The sequence below is a fragment of the Pseudomonas alcaligenes genome (assembly GCF_041729615.1).
GTDB lineage: Bacteria > Pseudomonadota > Gammaproteobacteria > Pseudomonadales > Pseudomonadaceae > Aquipseudomonas > Aquipseudomonas alcaligenes_B.
The window spans coordinates 1,175,723-1,191,354 of the sequence record NZ_CP154874.1 but is presented as its reverse complement, the minus strand read 5'-3'; the positions used below and the strand labels follow the sequence as shown (position 1 = coordinate 1,191,354).

Here is a 15,632-nt window from a genome sequence, read left to right as displayed (position 1 = left end):
GATGGCAAATTAATGGCGTCAGAGGATTGTACAGTTGTCGCAGAGTATTGCTAGCGTGTTTGTATAACTTTTGTACAAGAATCAGGGGGCCGCTAGAACCAACCTGTCACGTCCCTCGGCCTTGGCCCGGTACAGCGCATCATCGACCCGCTTGAAGAAGGATTCGGCGCTGTCGTCGCCGGGCTCCAGGCAGCCGACGCCGAGGCTGGTGGTCAGCGGCAGGCTCTGGCCCTGCAGCTCGAAGCCGTCGGCGGCGAGTTCGCGGCGGAACTGTTCGGCCAGCTCGCGGGCCTGCTCCAGTGCGGTGCCCGGCATCAGCACGCCGAATTCCTCGCCACCCAGGCGCAGCAGGGCGTCGCTGTCGCGGCGGAACACCTGGCGCATGCGCTCGGCGAAGGCGCTCAGGCAGGCGTCGCCGCTGCTGTGGCCGTACTGGTCGTTGATGCGCTTGAAGAAGTCGATGTCCAGCAGCACCAGCGACAGCGGAGTGCCCTGGCGCCGGGCGCCGGCGACCATGGCCGGGAACAGGCTGTTGAACTGCAGGCGGTTGCCCAGCTGGGTCAGGCTGTCGGTACGGCTGAGCTGCTCGTAGCGCTCGCGCTGGTCGAGCAGCTGCTGTTCCAGGTCGAGGGTCGCGTGGTACTCGCGGTGGCTGCGGTTGAGGGCCAGCAGCAGGTAGGCCAGGTAGAAGGCCAGGGTCACCAGCAGGGCCTCCTGGGTCGCCCAGTGCAGCGCCAGCACGACCAGGCCGGGCAGGTAGATCAGGAAGATGGCGGCCACGCAGCGCTGCTTGCGCATCGGGAAGTTGAAGGCCATGGCGGTGCTGAAGGCCACGGTGCTGAGGGTGGCGATCAGCCGCGACGGCTCGAACTGCGGGTGCCACAGGGCCCAGGCGTGGGCCAGGCCCCAGCTCAGGCAGGTGACATGGATCAGCAGCCAGTGGCGGTCGATCCACTGGCCGAGGCTGGCCGCGTTGTCCTGGCTGGGCAATCGGTGCAGCCAGCGCAGGGCCAGCAGCAGGGCGAACAGGGCGGCGCCGAGCGAGCCGAACAGGGTCATGTCCGCCGGGGTGCTGCTGAAGCCCCAGGTCAGCAGCCAGGCCAGCAGGTAGAAGATGCCGCCAAGGCGGGTGCGCACGCGCATGTCCTGGCTTTCGCGCCAGAGGGCGAAGTGGGCGGAGGGATGAGGGCGTGCGTCGGGAGCCATGCGCTGTGATCACAAAATCGGCTGATCGTCAGCATAACGTCGACTCGCGGCAAAGTGCCAGCACTCCGTCGCCTGGCCTCCTGTTCAGCCGCGACGGATCATCCAGACCCCGCCGATGATCAGCGCCAGGCCGGCGATCTTGCCCAGGGTGATGGGCGCCTCGCGAAAGCCCGCCCAGCCGTTGTGGTCGAGCAGCAGGGCCATGCCCAGCTGGCCGGCCAGCACCAGCACGGTGAACAGCAGGGCGCCGATGCGCGGCCCGGCGAAGGCCGCGGTGACGATGAAGAAGGCGCCGAGCAGGCCGCCGCTCCAGTGCCACCAGTTCAGCCCCTTGAATGCGGCCAGGCCGGAGACCTCGCGCTGCGCCAGGACGATGATCAGCAGCGCGGCGGTGCCGACCAGGAAGGACACCAGGGCGGCGGCCATGACGCTGGACAGGTGCTTGGCCAGCTGGCCGTTGATACCGGCCTGCAGCGGCATGATGGCGCCGGCGAGCAGGGGCAGGGCGAGTAGCCACCAGTTGGGCATGGAGGTCTCCGGGCAAATCGTGGGGGCGGCATTATGCCTTTTTGCTGTCCCTGCGGTCAGCTTTGCAGGGGCTTGGCGAACTGCACCAGGGCCACCCGGCGCTGGCCGCGCTGACGCTCGACCAGGCCCGTCAGGCGATAGCCCAGGCCGGCATAGAGCAGCAGGCCGGCGCCGTTGTCGTTGAAGCAGGAAACCCGCAGTTCGCGGGCGGCAAAGTCGCGCCGGGCCAGCTGCTCCATCACCCCGACCAGGTACTGGGCCACGCCCTGGCCGCGCGCCCAGGGCGCGATCATCAGGTTACCCAGGGCGCAGTAGTCGCCGGCGACGCTCTGGTAGAAATTGGCGAAACCGGCCGGGCGGCCGTCGAGCAGGGCCAGGGTGCTGGCCTGGCGTTCGGCGCAGGCAGCGGCCAGCTGTTCGCGGGTCAGCGGCCAGTGGGCGCGGGGGAAGGCGAAGAACAGCTCGTCGGCGTTGCGCACGAACTGCACCACCTGGTCGAGGTCGGCGTCGGTGGCCGGGCGATGGCCGAGCAGGCGGTCGTTCATTGCGGCGGATACTGGCCGATGATCTCGGCCACCCTGGCACGCAGGGCCGCCTCGCGCTCAGCCGGGGTCTCCGGCGCCGGACGCAGCACCTGCTCGGCGCTGCCACGCCAGACCAGCTTGCCATCGCGGCCGTCGAGCAGGTCGATCTGCAGGGTGCTCACGCGGTAGTCCAGGGTGCGCGTCTCGGTGTGCACCGGGCCGCTCCAGAAGCCGCCCCAGGGATCGCCCCAGTAGCCGCCGTAATGGGTGCTGACCTGGTCCTGGCGCTGCTCGACGATCAGCCAGGCCTGTACCTTGAGGTCCGCCGTGCCGCCGGCCTGGGCCGGGCGCAGGCCGCGCTGCTCGAGCTGCTCGGCGATGGCCTGGCGCAGGCGCTGCTCGGTGAGGTCGCTGCGGATGCGTGGGTCGTCCGGGCGGTACTGCAGGGCCGGCGCCTGCCAGCTCCAGCTGCGGTAGGCGGCGAAATCACGGTGCTGGTCGTAGTCGCGCTCGACCCGGGCAGTCTGGCAGGCGGCCAGGAGTAGCAGGGCGGGCAGCAGGAGCAGGCGGGCGAACATGGTGCAACCTCCGGGGCAGAACCCCTATCGAACCCCAGGCGGCGGCGTTCGGCAAGCACCGTTTCAGTTCGGCGGGTAGGCGCCGAGGGCATCTTCCACCGCGCGGCGCAGGGCCTCGGCGCGCTCGCCCTGGCTGCCCTCGCTGCGTGCCTCGGCGCTGCCGCTCCACAGCGGCTGGTCACTGGCGCCGTCGTACAGGTCGATGCGCACCACCGCCACCTCCACCTCGTAGGTGCGCACCAGCGGCACGCTGCCGTACAGGCCGTAGTGGTCGCCGTAGGGGCCGTGGCCGTAGTAGCTGCCGTAGTCGTCGCGCACCTGGTACTGGCGCCGCTCCAGGTGCAGGCTGGCGCCGACCTGCAGGTCGGCGGCCGTGCCGGCACGGGCCGGGCGCAGGCCGCGCTGGTCGAGGCCGGCGCCCACCACCTCGGCCAGCAGCGCGCCATCGGCCCAGGCGCTGCCGGCCGGCGGCTCGCGCCAGGCCCAGTTGCGGTAGCGCGCGTAGTCGCGCGGCGCGGCCGGGTAGGCGCTGCGGTCGAAATGGTTGGCCGCCTCGGGCGGTGCCGGCGGCAGCGGCTGGCCTTCGGCGCGGTAGGGGTTGGGGCTCTGGCAGGCGGCGAGCAGCAGGGCCAGGGCCAGGGCCGGCGGGAGCAGGGCTTTCATGCGCGGGTCCGGGAGCATGGCGAAGTCTCCTCAGGGTAGCGCGGATGGCGGGCGTGGGGGAGGGCGGCCGCCCGGCGCGCCGTCGCGCGCCGGGCCGGCGAGGTCAGCCGCGGGCCGGCGGGGTCAGGCCGCAGCCCTTGAGGATGATGCGCTCGAGGTTGTCGGCGGCTTCCTCGAAGTCGGCCTTCTTCAGGCTGTTCTTGCCGGTGAACAGGCAGATCTGGCTGGCGAAGTCGGCGTAGTGCTGGGTGCTGCCCCAAAGCAGGAAGATCAGGTGCACCGGGTCGATCGGGTCCATCTTGCCGGCGTCGATCCAGGCCTGGAACACCCCGGCGCGCTGGCGGAACCACTCGCGGTAGTCCTGGTTGTAGTGGGCGGTCAGGTACTGGCCGCCGCTGATCACTTCCATGGCGAAGATGCGCGAGGCCAGCGGCTGGGTGCGCGAGTACTCGATCTTGGCGCGGATGTAGCGCGACAGCGCCTGGGCCGGGTCGTCGTCCGCGCTCAGGCTGCTGAAGGTGGCGTCCCACTGGTCGAGGATGTTGTTCAGTACGGCGATGTACAGGCCCAGCTTGCTGCTGAAGTAGTAGTGCAGGTTGGCCTTGGGCAGCCCCACCGCCTGGGCGATGCTGTTCATGCTGGTGCCCTTGTAGCCGTGGCGGGCGAACTCCACCTCGGCGGCGGCGATGATGGCTTTTTCGTTCTTCTGGCGGATGCGTCCGGCGGGTTTGCCGGCGCTGGGAGCAGGGGAGGAAACAGCTGACATCTGAGGGGTCCGTACTGATGATCGGTTTTGTGTGCGAACTGATACCCCAGCGCGGGTCACGAAACAACCCTCGGGCGTCAAAAACGTGTGTTGTTCAGACGAAGCTGCCCGCCGGCTCGGTAAAACCCCCTATCGGGTGTCAGAAAAACGTCGAAAAGGCGCAATCTGGCTCGCTGGAAAAATGGCGAAAAGCCTGATGGCACGGGCGTTCCAGCTCGCTCAGCCGGTCTTCGCCAGCGCCTCCAGGAAGGTCTCCAGCACCAGCTGCGGGCGCCGCCCCTTGCGCGTCACCGAGGCCAGGGTCAGGTCGTAGAAACGGCTGGCCGGCTTGAGCACGCGCAGGCGGCCCTGCTGCACCCACTGCTGGGCGTAGTGGTCCGGCAGGTAGCCGATGTAGCGCCCGGTGAGGATGAGGAAGGCCATGCCCTCGCGGTCCGAGGCGCTGGCCGTGCAGTTGAGCACCTGGTAGCGCGCCTGCACCTCCGGCGGCAGGCGGAAGGTCGGGGCGATGGCGTCCTGGGCGTTGAGGCGGGTGTCGGACAGCTGGCCGTCGTCCACATAGAAGAGGGGATGGCCCACCGCGCAGTACAGCAGCGAGCGCTCGCCATACAGCGGCTGGTACTCCAGGCCGGACAGGCTGTGGCTCTGCGGCACCACGCCGACGTGCAGGCTGCCGTCCAGCACGCCCTGTTCCACCTCCGAGGGCGGCGTCATGCGGATCTGGATGCGCACGTCCGGGCCCAGCTCCTTGAGCCGCGCCAACGCGTGGGTGATGCGCATGTGCGGCACGGTGACCAGGTTGTCGGTCAGGCCGATGTGCAGCTCGCCGCGCAGTTCGCGGTGCAGGCCGTTGACGTTGTTGCGGAAGCTCTCCAGCGCGCCGAACAGCTGCAGCGACGACTGGTACACCTCGCGGCCCTCCTCGGTCAGGGCGAAGCCGGCGCGGCCGCGCTGGCACAGGCGCAGGCCCAGGCGCTGCTCCAGGTCGCTCATCTGCTGGCTGATCGCCGAGCGGCCGATGCCCAGCACGCTCTCCGCGGCGGAGAAGCCGCCGCACTCGACCACGCTGCGGAACAGGCGTAGCAGGCGGATATCGAAGTCGCTGACCTGGGCCAGGGGGTCGGAACGGCGGCTGCTCATATGTTTAGTCCGGGCTGAACTTAAAGTGCGAAGATTTGGATTTTCGTGACTTTATGCCCGTGGCACCTTCTCTGGCAACAAGACCACAGTGCCGCTCTGGAGAGCCACGATGAACATGCCGCAGACTGCCACCCCGTCCCTGGCCAGCCAGCTCAAGCTGGATGCCCACTGGATGCCGTTCTCCGCCAACCGCAACTTCAAGCGCGACCCGCGCCTGATCGTCGGTGCCGACGGCAACCACTTCATCGACGACAAGGGCCGCCGCGTGTTCGACAGCCTGTCCGGCCTGTGGACCTGTGGCGCCGGCCACAACCGCAAGGAAATCCAGGAGGCCGTGGCCAAGCAGCTCGGCACCCTCGACTACGCGCCGGGCTTCCAGTACGGCCACCCGCTGTCCTTCCGCCTGGCCGAGCAGATCGCCGAGCTGACCCCGGCCGGCCTCGACCACGTGTTCTACACCGACTCCGGCTCCGAGTGCGCCGACACCTCGGTGAAGATGGCCCGCGCCTACTGGCGCCTGAAGGGCCAGCCGAGCAAGACCAAGTTCATCGGCCGCGCCCGTGGCTACCACGGCGTGAACATCGCCGGCACCAGCCTCGGCGGCATCGGCGGCAACCGCAAGATGTTCGGCCAGATGATGGACGCCGACCACCTGCCGCACACCCTGCAGCCGCACCTGGCCTATACCCGCGGCATGGCCGAGACCGGCGGCGTGGAGCTGGCCAACGAGCTGCTCAAGCTGATCGAGCTGCACGACGCCTCCAACATCGCCGCCGTGATCGTCGAGCCGATGTCCGGCTCGGCCGGCGTCATCGTGCCGCCGCAGGGCTACCTGCAGCGCCTGCGCGAGATCTGCACCCAGCACAACATCCTGCTGATCTTCGACGAAGTGATCACCGCCTACGGCCGCATGGGCAAATGGACCGGTGCCGAGTACTTCGGCGTCACCCCGGACATCATGAACACCGCCAAGCAGGTCACCAACGGTGCCATCCCGCTGGGCGCGGTGATCGCCTCCAAGGAGATCTACGACACCTTCATGCAGCAGGCTACCCCGGAGCATATGGTCGAGTTCGGCCACGGCTACACCTACTCCGGCCACCCGGTCGCCTGCGCCGCCGGCCTGGCCACCCTGGAGCTGCTCAAGCGTGACCACCTGATCGAGCAGTCCGCCGCCCTGGCGCCGGTGTTCGAGGAGAAGCTGCACAGCCTCAAGGGCAGCCAGCACGTGATCGACATCCGCAACTGCGGCCTGGCCGGCGCCATCCAGCTGGCCCCGCGCGACGGCGACGCGGTGATCCGCCCGTTCGAGGCCGGCATCAAGCTGTGGAACGCCGGCTTCTACGTGCGCTTCGGCGGCGACACCCTGCAGTTCGGCCCGACCTTCAACACTCAGCCCGAGCAGCTGGACGCCCTGTTCAACGCCGTGGGCGATGTGCTGAACAAGCTGGATTGACGCTTTACCTCCCCTCTCCCATTCATGGGAGAGGGGCCGAGGGAGAGGGCGGCCGGCAGCATAAAAGCCAAAGCCCCTCTCCCTAACCCTCTCCCGTAAACGGGAGAGGGGACTGACCCGAATTCAACTGAGAGATTGCACCCCATGAGCACCATCGCCCACCTGATCAACGGCGACATCGTTCTGAGCGGCCAGCGCACCGCGCCGGTCTTCAACCCGTCCATCGGCGAGCCCGTGCGCCAGGTCGAGCTGGCCGACCGCGGCACCATCCAGGCCGCCATCGACTCCGCCAAGGCCGCCTTCCCGGCCTGGCGCAACACCCCGCCGGCCAAGCGCGCCCAGGTCATGTTCCGCTTCAAGCAGCTGCTGGAAGCCAACAAGGACAAGATCGCCGCGCTGATCAGCGAAGAGCACGGCAAGACCCTCGAAGACGCCGTCGGCGAACTGCAGCGCGGCATCGAGAACGTCGAGTACGCCTGCGGCGCCCCCGAGCTGCTCAAGGGCGAGTACAACCGCAACGTCGGCCCTAACATCGACAGCTGGAGCGACTTCCAGCCGCTGGGCGTGGTCGCCGGCATCACCCCGTTCAACTTCCCGGCCATGGTGCCGCTGTGGATGTACCCGCTGGCCATCGTCTGCGGCAACTGCTTCATCCTCAAGCCGTCCGAGCGCGACCCCAGCTCCACCCTGTTCATCGCCCAGCTGCTGCACGAAGCCGGCCTGCCGCGCGGCGTGCTCAACGTGATCAACGGCGACAAGGAAGCGGTAGACGCGCTGATCGAGGCCCCCGAGGTCAAGGCCATCAGCTTCGTCGGCTCCACGCCGATCGCCGAATACATCTACACCGAGGCCAACCGTCGCGGTAAGCGCGTACAGGCCCTGGGCGGCGCCAAGAACCACGCCGTGGTGCTGCCGGACGCCGACCTCGACAACACCGTCAACGCCCTGATGGGCGCCGCCTACGGCTCCTGCGGCGAGCGCTGCATGGCCATCTCCGTGGTGGTGGCGGTGGGCGACCACGTGGCCGACGCCCTGGTGGAAAAACTGGTGCCGAAGATCCAGGCGCTGAAGATCGGTGCCGGCACCTCCTGCGGCCTCGACATGGGCCCGCTGGTCACCGGCGCCGCGCGCGACAAGGTCAAGGGCTACATCGACGCCGGCGTGGCCCAGGGCGCCCAGCTGGTGGTCGACGGCCGCAGCCTGAGCGTGCCGGGCAACGAGGCCGGCTTCTTCGTCGGCGGCACCCTGTTCGACCGCGTCACCCCGGAGATGAGCATCTACCAGGAAGAAATCTTCGGCCCGGTGCTGTGCATCGTCCGCGTCGGCAGCCTGGAACAGGCCATGCAGCTGATCAACGACCACGAGTACGGCAACGGCACCTGCCTGTTCACCCGCGACGGTGAGGCCGCGCGCCTGTTCTGCGACGAGATCGAAGTGGGCATGGTTGGCGTCAACGTGCCGCTGCCGGTGCCGGTCAGCTACCACAGCTTCGGTGGCTGGAAGCGCTCGCTGTTCGGCGACCTGCACGCCTACGGTCCGGACGGTGTGCGCTTCTACACCAAGCGCAAGACCATCACCCAGCGCTGGCCGCAGCGCGCCTCCCACGAGGCCGCGCAGTTCGCCTTCCCGAGCAACGGTTAAGCACCATCCAGGGCTGGTCTGCGGACCGGCCCTTTTTTGTGCCGTCCGGCTGGATGTATTGGTCGGGCAGCATGCTTTGCACCCTCTCCCGTTCACGGGAGAGGGTTGGGGAGAGGGGCCGTCGAACCACGCCCTCTCCCCCAGCCCCTGTCCCACCAGTGGGAGAGGGGATAACCCTGCCGCGCGGGCGCGGCACTGGTGCAGTGAACCGGCAAAGATCGGGGCGCGGCACCCCTTGGGTGAGCGGACTCACGTTTCAGGTGAACCGCAAGCCCGCTCTCCCAAGGGCAGCCCACTTCAATTAACAGAAGAGGACTACCCTGCAATGAGCAAACCCATGATCGGTCTCCCCCTGTGCCGCTGGCAGCTGACTGACCGCGACATCGGCTGGTTCCACCTGGTGGGCGAGAAATACATCCAGTCCGTCACCGGCTTCGGCGCCTTCCCGCTGATGATCCCGGCCTTCGCCGACGACCTGGACATGGACACCGTGCTCGACAGCGTCTCCGGCATCATGTTCGGCGGCTCGCTGTCCAACGTGCACCCGAGCTTCTACGGCGACGACCACCCCGGCCTCGGCCTGGCCGACAAACCCCGCGACGCCACCGTGCTGCGCCTGATGCGCGCCTGCATCGAGCGCGGCATTCCCTTCCTCGGCATCTGCCGTGGCGTGCAGGAACTCAACGTGCTGTACGGCGGCACCCTGCACCGCGAAGTGCACGAAGTCGAAGGCCGTCTCGACCACCGCGAGCGCAAGGGTGTGCCGGACGACGTGGCCTACGGCCCGATGCACAAGGTCGCACTCACCGAAGGCGGCGTGCTGCACCAGCTGCTCGGCGAGCGCGAGATCAGCGTCAACTCGCTGCACGGCCAGGGCATCGACCGCCTGGGCGAGGGGCTGCAGGTGGAAGCAGTGTGCGAGGACGGGCAGATTGAGGCGGTCAGCGTGATTGGGGCCAAGGCGTTTGCCGTGGGGGTGCAGTGGCATCCGGAGTATCGCTATTGGGAGAAGGCCGATTACAACGCGCTGATTGGGGCGTTTCATGAGGCGGCGAGGGAGTATCAGGCCAGCAAGCTTGCTAAGCGGAGAGAGGCAGTCGGCGCCTGAGTGGTGCACCAATTGAAAAGGCCCGTCAATTGACGGGCCTTTTGCTGAGGTTGATGAAGGAGCAGGCTTCTACCCTTCAGGGCAGCTCAAGCTCGTACTAGAAAGCAAAAGCAGTCAGCCTTTTTAGGGAAGACTTGCTTACCCGTCTTGTAGTGCTTGAAGGATTTACAGAAAATCCAACGGCACCCAGGAGGGGCTGGAAAAGGAGGAATGGCCACGAGGCAATCTCCAGAGCTCCTTTACACCAGTCCCACATCGCACCTAGAATTCAATCGCCAGATAGTCTTCTGTAGCGTGTGAGATCTAGCCTTCCTTTGGGTAGCTCTTAACACCCACGGAAGATTTTCAAGTAAACCGCTTGTGGTTCCCGCCACAAGCGGTTTTTTATTTCAATCTTGATTTGGCTTTCCTAGTTTATTTTTAACTTTCCTAAGCATCGCTTCGACAATAATTAAATCGTCCTCTTCGTTTATGAGGATCTTTGAGTCCATTCCAGGGCCTTTGATGTGAATAGTGAATATTTCATGGGCTCGTGGGTCTTGGCTGTCGATAGATGGTTCTATTTTATTTGTGTTGTCTATTCCGATCTTCGGGCTTTCAATCAATTGTCTTTCTGGCTCTTGCGCGTCATCAATGTAGATCTCTTCCTCAGTATCTTCGTTGTGTCTGTTAGCTTGAGACGAGGCGCCGATTTCTAGTAGTACGTTATTTTCACTAAGAATCCCGCATTGTTTGGCTCCTTCTAGAAAATACTTAACAGTTCTAGAGCCAAGTGGTTCAGGGACGCTGAACTCGCGAATTAGAACCTTCTCAAAATGGCCGAGAGGAAGCTCTAATCCTTTGAATCGGTCGTAAAGCTTTTGGAAAAGGGGCGGTGATAAAAAAGCTTGAGTCAGTGCTGCATTAGCCTCTTCATGTGAATAGGCAAGTTTGTGCTGCCGGTAAAGGCCTGTAACTTCAAGCTGGCCCTTCTTATTGTCAATCAGTCCGAATTTCGCAGCTGAAGCGATGATGGCATTGAAGTTCCCCGAGACCTTCATGCCTAGCTTGTCTGCTGCAAGTTCCGGCGAGCACTTTCCTCCAAAGGAGTCGACTGCTTTGGCCAGTTGGATGCAGGTCTGTAGTGAGGATCTGGGGTAGTCAATTATCTTGGCCATCAGGTTGCTCTCATGCCTGCCTTAGTGTGAGAAAAGATATTTTCTATTGCGTTTTCAGTCAAGCTCATCCTGCTAAAAAATGACTGAATATCAATAATCAAGACGGTATTTCTATTTAAGTAATTGATTTTAAAAGTAAAAAAAATCAGCTCATCTCTGTATTTTTCGGTCTTTCGTCTTCTGGTTTCAGGGTAATAGATGGTTTTCGGACGGTTTTGGCTGCTTTTTTCCTGCTTATGAGTAGCAAGTGCCCTGGATATCTGTAGGGCGGACAATGCTTTGCTTGTCCACCGTCTGAGCCCACGTAAATCCTGTTAACACCGAAACCATGCTTTTCGCCTTCCCGGCGAGTCACTTTCTCTTTGTTTGCGCAAAGAGAAAGTAACCAAAGAGAAAGCGCCCCCGGCATACGGGTCTGACGGCTGCGCCGCCAGACTTCCTTCGTTCCATTGTTGCTCCAGGGGCACGCCGCGAAGGGCCATCCCTGGCCCATCGCGTCTCTCGCGGCATCCATGCCGCTCAACCCCTTACGCAACGATTCCACTCAGCCTCCTGACGGGACCCGGTCCCGGCCCGAGCTTTTGGTTTGATGGTGATGTTGTGGTAGTGGCGTTTGAGTTTGTTGCGTGCGCGTCGATGGTTCCCACGCTTCGCGTGGGAACCCTTCCGGGGACGCTCTGCGTCCCGCAGACGCAGAGCGTCTGTGGCTGCATGCCCACGCAGAGCGTGGGCACGATCACGGAGTGAACCGTAGGGTGGGCAACCGCGCAGCGTTGCCCACCATGGGCGCTGCTGGTGGATAAGCCGCAAGCGGCGTTATCCACCCTACGGCGAGGTCGTCCGGTGGCCGTGGGCAAACCGACGACTCCGAGCGGCCTGAAACGCCAAACTTTCATGCGCGCAAACTCCCCGTCAGTAGGCCGAGTGAAGGTGTTGCGCAGGGGGACGAGCCGCATGGATGCGGCGAGAGGCGTAAAGGGGCATGGACGCCCCTTGTACGCCGGCCCCCGGAGCGGCACCGGAGGGAGGGGAGTCGAGCGCAGCGAGACCCGGATGCCGGGGGGCGCTTTCTTTTGCTTACTTTTCTTTGCGCAAACAAAGAAAAGTGAGGCGCCGTACAGGGCGCAATCTGTAGTCGAGCGCCGAGGAACGCGCTGCGAGAAGTGCACGAGGCTTGAGCCGCTAAAGAGATCCGGGGAGATTCGGCGAGGAATCGTGGCAATCACCGCCATGAACAACGCATCCCTGCAGGTCGATGCCCGACCATACTGCGAACCACGTCGCAACGCCATACTTGAAAATACGGTCAACAACCGGCCCATAGCCCAACCCCAGCCCCCACCATTCACCCCCTCACTGATGGCAGCCGCCGCTGCCGCTTTTCGGCTACAACCGAACCCACACCCCCGTGAGGAATCCCCCATGCCCGCCCTCAGCCAGAAACGCCTGTTCCAGCTCGCCAGCCTCGCCGCCCTGGGCGGCTGGAGCGTGCTGATCCTGCTGCCCACCTGGAGCCACGGCCCGCGCCTGGTGCTCGGCGTCGCCGTGGTGCTGCTCTGCGTGCTGTACGGCGTCAGCCTGTTCCAGGCGCTGACCAGCCGTGGCGAGCGCGGCCAGGGCAAGCCCGGTTTCTTTAGCCTGCGCGGGGTGCTGGCGCTGTTCAGCAACCCCAAGGCGGTGCTGGCGGCGTGGATCCACATCCTCGCGTTCGACCTGCTGGCCGGCCTGTACATCCAGCAGCAGGGCGCGGCGCAGGGCATCGGCCACCTGTGGCTGGTGCCCTGCTACCTGCTGGCGATGATGTTCGGCCCGCTGGGCCTGCTGCTGTTCCTCGCCATCGGCCTGCTGCACGGGCTGTGAGGCGGCCATGAAAAAAGCCCCGCGCGTGCGGGGCTTTTTGCTGCGTAGCGCCGGGCTCAGCGCTGCGCGAGGTCGAGGCGGTTGTAGTCGGCGATGAAGTCGCGAAGGATCTCGTCCAGCGCCAGCTTGGTCGACTGCTGGATGGCGTTCTTCATGGCGAAGGGGCCGCCCCAGAACATCTTGCCGCCCTGGCTCTGCCCCTCGACCTGGTAGGCCTTGCTGAACAGCGCCTGGCCGCCAGCGGCGACGCTGATCTTGAGGGTGACGTAGGCGCGGAAGTCCTCGAAGCGGTAGTCCTGCAGTTCGAAGGTCAGCAACGGCGCGCTCGGCGCGCTGCCTGCCTGCAGGCTGCCGAAGGCCTGCTGCACGTCGCTGGATTGCAGGGTGGCGTCCAGCATCTGGCCGAACTCGACGATCCACAGGTGGGCATAGCCCACGGTGGCGGAGCGGAATTCGTAGCGGTGGGCCTGGGTGCTGGCCGCCGTCTGGTATTCGGCGGGGGCGCTGGCGCGCGGAAGGTTGCTCTGGCCCTGGTTGTTGGCCAGGTAGGTGCCGTAGTCCTCGGCCACCGGGTGGTTGAAGCTGCAGCCGGTGAGCAGGGCGCCGAGCGCCAGCACCAGCAGGTAAGCGAAGCGTTGCATGGGAAGTTCCTTGTCGTGACTGCCAGGAGGGCCCGCGAGGGTCGGCCGAATCTGCCGCCCGCTCCCTGGGCGCGCTGCAGGCTACAGGCTGGGCACGATGATCGCAAATGGCCAGCGCGGGTTTTCGCTGGCGTTCATACCGGGGCCGCAGCAGAGGGCGGCAGATTCGGCAGTGGGGAGCAGAAACGACAGGCCCCGCATGTGCGGGGCCTGGGTTTACCAGCGATGGCCGTGGCCATGATGGCGGTGGTGGTGGCGGTGATGGCGTTTCCAGTGCTTGTGGTGGTAACGCGGGCCGTCGACATAGATCACCGGGCCGGGGCTGTAGTAGACCGGCCGCTCGACGTAGACCGGTGCCGGGTAGTAGACGGGCGGTGGCGGTGCATAGTGCACCCGCGGCTGTTCATAGACCACGACCTGGCGCGGCGTCAGCACGCTGCCGAGAATTGCGCCAGCCGCCACGCCGATGGCCACATCGCCGCTGTCGGCTGCCTGGGCTTGCTGGGCGCCAGCAAAGAGCAGGCTGGCGATCAGGCCGGTGATGAGGGGGATGCGTGAACGCATGGTCGAAACTCCTGTGAGGCCGGTCTATTCCGGTTACAGCTTTCGACTCTGCGTGTGGCGATAGTCTCCCCGGGGGAGTGTAAATCCTGTGTAAACCCGCGGGCCTACTGCTTCACCAGTTCCACCCGGCGGTTCTTCGCCCGGCCTTCCTCGCTGCGGTTGTCGGCGACCGGGCGCTCCTGGCCGAAGCCGGCGGCGGAGAGACGCTGCGGCGCGATGCCGGCGGCCACCAGGGCGTCCAGCACGGCCCGGGCGCGGCGCTCGGACAGGGCCTTGTTGGCCGCCGCCTGGCCGACGTCGTCGGTATGGCCCTCGATGGCCAGTTTCAGTTCCGTCGCGCCTTTGAGCATGCTGGCGATTTCCGCCACCGTGGCCTGGCCGTCGGCCTTGAGTTCGGCCTTGCCGCTGTCGAAGTTGATGTACAGGGCGACGAAGCCGTTGCGGTTGAGTTCGTCCAGCAGCTGGCTGGCGGTGACCCGCTGCTGCATGGCGGCCACCTCGACTATGGCCAGCCGGTAGCTCTGGGTCGGCGCGCTGAAGATGCCCGGCTCGACCCGCACCCAGACCTCCTTGCCGCCGGTGAGCACCTTGAGGGTGGTTTCGCCGCCGTCGCCCTCGCCGGGCAGGCGCTCGTAGATCACCTCGCCGCCGATGGCCTTGATCGCGTTCTGGTAGTTGCGCAGCAGCTGCAGGGGGCTGGGCTGGGTGTCGGCGCTGTCGTGGAAGTAGAAGATCTGGGTGGCGTCGCCCTCGATGCTGCGGCGTTGCGGCACGCCATCCTGGCTGTCGATGGTGAAGTCCACGGCGTTGTAGTTCTGCTGGTATTCGGTGATGTGGGAGGCGGGGTAGCGGCTGAGCAGCGGGTGGTCCCTGGCGCCGGGCAGGTCCTCGGCGGCCTGGGCCGGCGGCGCCAGCAGCGCGCAGACGAGGACGAGGCGTTGCAGGATGGGCATCTTCATGGGGCGGTCCTCCGCACCGGTGGCCTCTTTCACTCTAGCCCAGCCTGCCCGCTGCGGCCTGGCGCACAGTGCGGATCCGGGTTTTTGCGCTTTACTGCAAGGCAAAAGGAATGGGGGCGTTCCGATGAAGCGGGCGGTTCATGGCGGCGTGGCGTTGCTCTGCCTGGTCCTTGGCCTGGTCGGCTGCAGCGGGCGCCTGGCCCACGACAGCATCGTCAACCAGAGCAACGCGCTCAAGCCCGGCGAGCTGCTGCAGAGCGACGTCGACCGCATGGCCACCCTGGCCATGCGCGACAACCTCAACAGCCTCTATCGGCTGCTGAGCAAGCTGTACCAGCGCAACCCGCAGGAGTGGCGCAAGACCGGCCTGGCCGACCGCGCGGCGGCGGAGCGGGCGATCCACCTGGCCATCGAGGAGAACCGCCCGCTGCCGCAGCTCGGCGGGCGCCGCGACATCGAGGCGCTCAGCTATGCGCTGAGCCCGGAGTTCCAGGGCGACCGGGTCGGCGCCTTCGTCTATGCCCTGGGCAGCATGCTGATCACCGCCCACGGCGGGCGCACCGAGTTCTACCTGACCGATGCCTTCAACGCCGAGTTCATCCACAACGCCGCGCGCAACATCGAGCGCGCCGCCTGGATGCTGGCCCAGCGCCGCGACGCGCAGGGCCGCCCGCTGCTGCTGTCGAACGAGGGCAGCAACCTCAGCTACGCTGTGGAGTTCGGCAAGATGACCGCGCGCCTGGACCTGCTCACCCATGTGCTGGAGGAGCGCTACCGGCGCCTGGGGGTGAACTACGCGCAGAGCCTGCTGTTCCTCAACTTCCTGCCGGTGCAGTGAGGC

The 15,632-nt window shown here is 65.7% G+C and carries 17 protein-coding genes; 5 read left to right on the top strand and 12 right to left on the bottom strand.

The genetic code is table 11. The annotated features are described in order from the left end of the window. Window positions 1–81: 81 nt before the first annotated feature. The 7 genes from AAG092_RS05725 to AAG092_RS05695 all read right to left on the bottom strand — a co-directional run bounded on the left by AAG092_RS05725 (window position 82) and on the right by AAG092_RS05695 (window position 5,405). On the bottom strand, window positions 82–1,143 hold the full coding sequence (locus tag AAG092_RS05725; protein WP_373389561.1) for a GGDEF domain-containing protein: 1,062 nt from the start codon (window positions 1,141–1,143) through the stop codon (window positions 82–84). A gap of 147 nt (window positions 1,144–1,290) precedes the next feature. After that, window positions 1,291–1,734 carry a DMT family transporter gene (locus AAG092_RS05720; protein ID WP_110681091.1) on the bottom strand — a complete coding sequence of 148 codons (444 nt, stop codon included), beginning with the start codon at window positions 1,732–1,734 and terminating at the stop codon, window positions 1,291–1,293. 56 nt (window positions 1,735–1,790) lie between these two features. Next, entirely contained in the window at window positions 1,791–2,279 is a 489-nt protein-coding gene (locus tag AAG092_RS05715) for an N-acetyltransferase family protein (protein WP_373388908.1), read from the bottom strand. Continuing rightward, the gene (locus tag AAG092_RS05710) at window positions 2,276–2,836 is read right to left on the bottom strand and encodes a DUF4136 domain-containing protein (protein ID WP_373388907.1); all 561 of its coding nucleotides are present in this window, start codon (window positions 2,834–2,836) and stop codon (window positions 2,276–2,278) included. The genes AAG092_RS05715 and AAG092_RS05710 overlap by 4 nt, the downstream gene beginning before the upstream one ends. Window positions 2,837–2,899: 63 nt before the next feature. Next, window positions 2,900–3,499 (bottom strand): DUF4136 domain-containing protein, encoded by a 600-nt coding sequence (locus tag AAG092_RS05705; protein WP_373388906.1) that lies wholly within the window; start codon window positions 3,497–3,499, stop codon window positions 2,900–2,902. 103 nt (window positions 3,500–3,602) lie between these two features. Continuing rightward, window positions 3,603–4,265 (bottom strand): TetR/AcrR family transcriptional regulator, encoded by a 663-nt coding sequence (locus tag AAG092_RS05700; RefSeq protein ID WP_110681094.1) that lies wholly within the window; start codon window positions 4,263–4,265, stop codon window positions 3,603–3,605. A 219-nt stretch (window positions 4,266–4,484) separates the two neighbouring features. Beyond that, window positions 4,485–5,405 carry a LysR family transcriptional regulator gene (locus AAG092_RS05695; RefSeq protein ID WP_373388905.1) on the bottom strand — a complete coding sequence of 307 codons (921 nt, stop codon included), beginning with the start codon at window positions 5,403–5,405 and terminating at the stop codon, window positions 4,485–4,487. Window positions 5,406–5,514: 109 nt separating this feature from the next. Between AAG092_RS05695 and AAG092_RS05690 the strand changes: the two genes are divergently transcribed. The 3 genes from AAG092_RS05690 to AAG092_RS05680 all read left to right on the top strand — a co-directional run bounded on the left by AAG092_RS05690 (window position 5,515) and on the right by AAG092_RS05680 (window position 9,610). Next, the gene (locus AAG092_RS05690; RefSeq protein WP_373388904.1) at window positions 5,515–6,861 is read left to right on the top strand and encodes an aspartate aminotransferase family protein; all 1,347 of its coding nucleotides are present in this window, start codon (window positions 5,515–5,517) and stop codon (window positions 6,859–6,861) included. A 144-nt stretch (window positions 6,862–7,005) separates the two neighbouring features. Next, on the top strand, window positions 7,006–8,502 hold the full coding sequence (locus AAG092_RS05685; protein ID WP_373388903.1) for a CoA-acylating methylmalonate-semialdehyde dehydrogenase: 1,497 nt from the start codon (window positions 7,006–7,008) through the stop codon (window positions 8,500–8,502). A gap of 337 nt (window positions 8,503–8,839) precedes the next feature. Beyond that, window positions 8,840–9,610, top strand: coding sequence for a gamma-glutamyl-gamma-aminobutyrate hydrolase family protein (locus AAG092_RS05680; protein ID WP_373388902.1), 771 nt, complete (start codon window positions 8,840–8,842; stop codon window positions 9,608–9,610). A 389-nt stretch (window positions 9,611–9,999) separates the two neighbouring features. Here AAG092_RS05680 and AAG092_RS05675 read toward each other — a convergent pair whose 3' ends face one another. Both AAG092_RS05675 and AAG092_RS05670 read right to left on the bottom strand, forming a co-directional pair. Further along, window positions 10,000–10,767: a hypothetical protein gene (locus AAG092_RS05675; RefSeq protein WP_373388901.1), complete on the bottom strand. Its 768-nt coding sequence runs from the start codon at window positions 10,765–10,767 to the stop codon at window positions 10,000–10,002. A 145-nt stretch (window positions 10,768–10,912) separates the two neighbouring features. Then, window positions 10,913–11,311 carry a hypothetical protein gene (locus AAG092_RS05670; RefSeq protein WP_373388900.1) on the bottom strand — a complete coding sequence of 133 codons (399 nt, stop codon included), beginning with the start codon at window positions 11,309–11,311 and terminating at the stop codon, window positions 10,913–10,915. A gap of 878 nt (window positions 11,312–12,189) precedes the next feature. On the opposite strand from AAG092_RS05670, the gene AAG092_RS05665 reads away from it, so the two are divergent. After that, on the top strand, window positions 12,190–12,627 hold the full coding sequence (locus AAG092_RS05665; RefSeq protein WP_373388899.1) for an abscisic acid-deficient protein Aba4 family protein: 438 nt from the start codon (window positions 12,190–12,192) through the stop codon (window positions 12,625–12,627). Window positions 12,628–12,683: 56 nt separating this feature from the next. On the opposite strand, the gene AAG092_RS05660 is transcribed toward AAG092_RS05665, so the two are convergent. The 3 genes from AAG092_RS05660 to AAG092_RS05650 all read right to left on the bottom strand — a co-directional run bounded on the left by AAG092_RS05660 (window position 12,684) and on the right by AAG092_RS05650 (window position 14,791). Beyond that, window positions 12,684–13,268 (bottom strand): hypothetical protein, encoded by a 585-nt coding sequence (locus tag AAG092_RS05660; RefSeq protein WP_373388898.1) that lies wholly within the window; start codon window positions 13,266–13,268, stop codon window positions 12,684–12,686. 216 nt (window positions 13,269–13,484) lie between these two features. After that, window positions 13,485–13,832, bottom strand: a complete 348-nt coding sequence (locus tag AAG092_RS05655; protein WP_110681104.1) for a virulence factor — start codon at window positions 13,830–13,832, stop codon at window positions 13,485–13,487. Between the two features lie 104 nt (window positions 13,833–13,936). Then, complete coding sequence (locus AAG092_RS05650; protein WP_373388896.1) at window positions 13,937–14,791, bottom strand: OmpA family protein; 855 nt, start codon at window positions 14,789–14,791, stop codon at window positions 13,937–13,939. A 124-nt stretch (window positions 14,792–14,915) separates the two neighbouring features. On the opposite strand from AAG092_RS05650, the gene AAG092_RS05645 reads away from it, so the two are divergent. Beyond that, on the top strand, window positions 14,916–15,629 hold the full coding sequence (locus AAG092_RS05645; RefSeq protein WP_373388895.1) for a hypothetical protein: 714 nt from the start codon (window positions 14,916–14,918) through the stop codon (window positions 15,627–15,629). The last annotated feature ends 3 nt before the right edge of the window (window positions 15,630–15,632 follow it).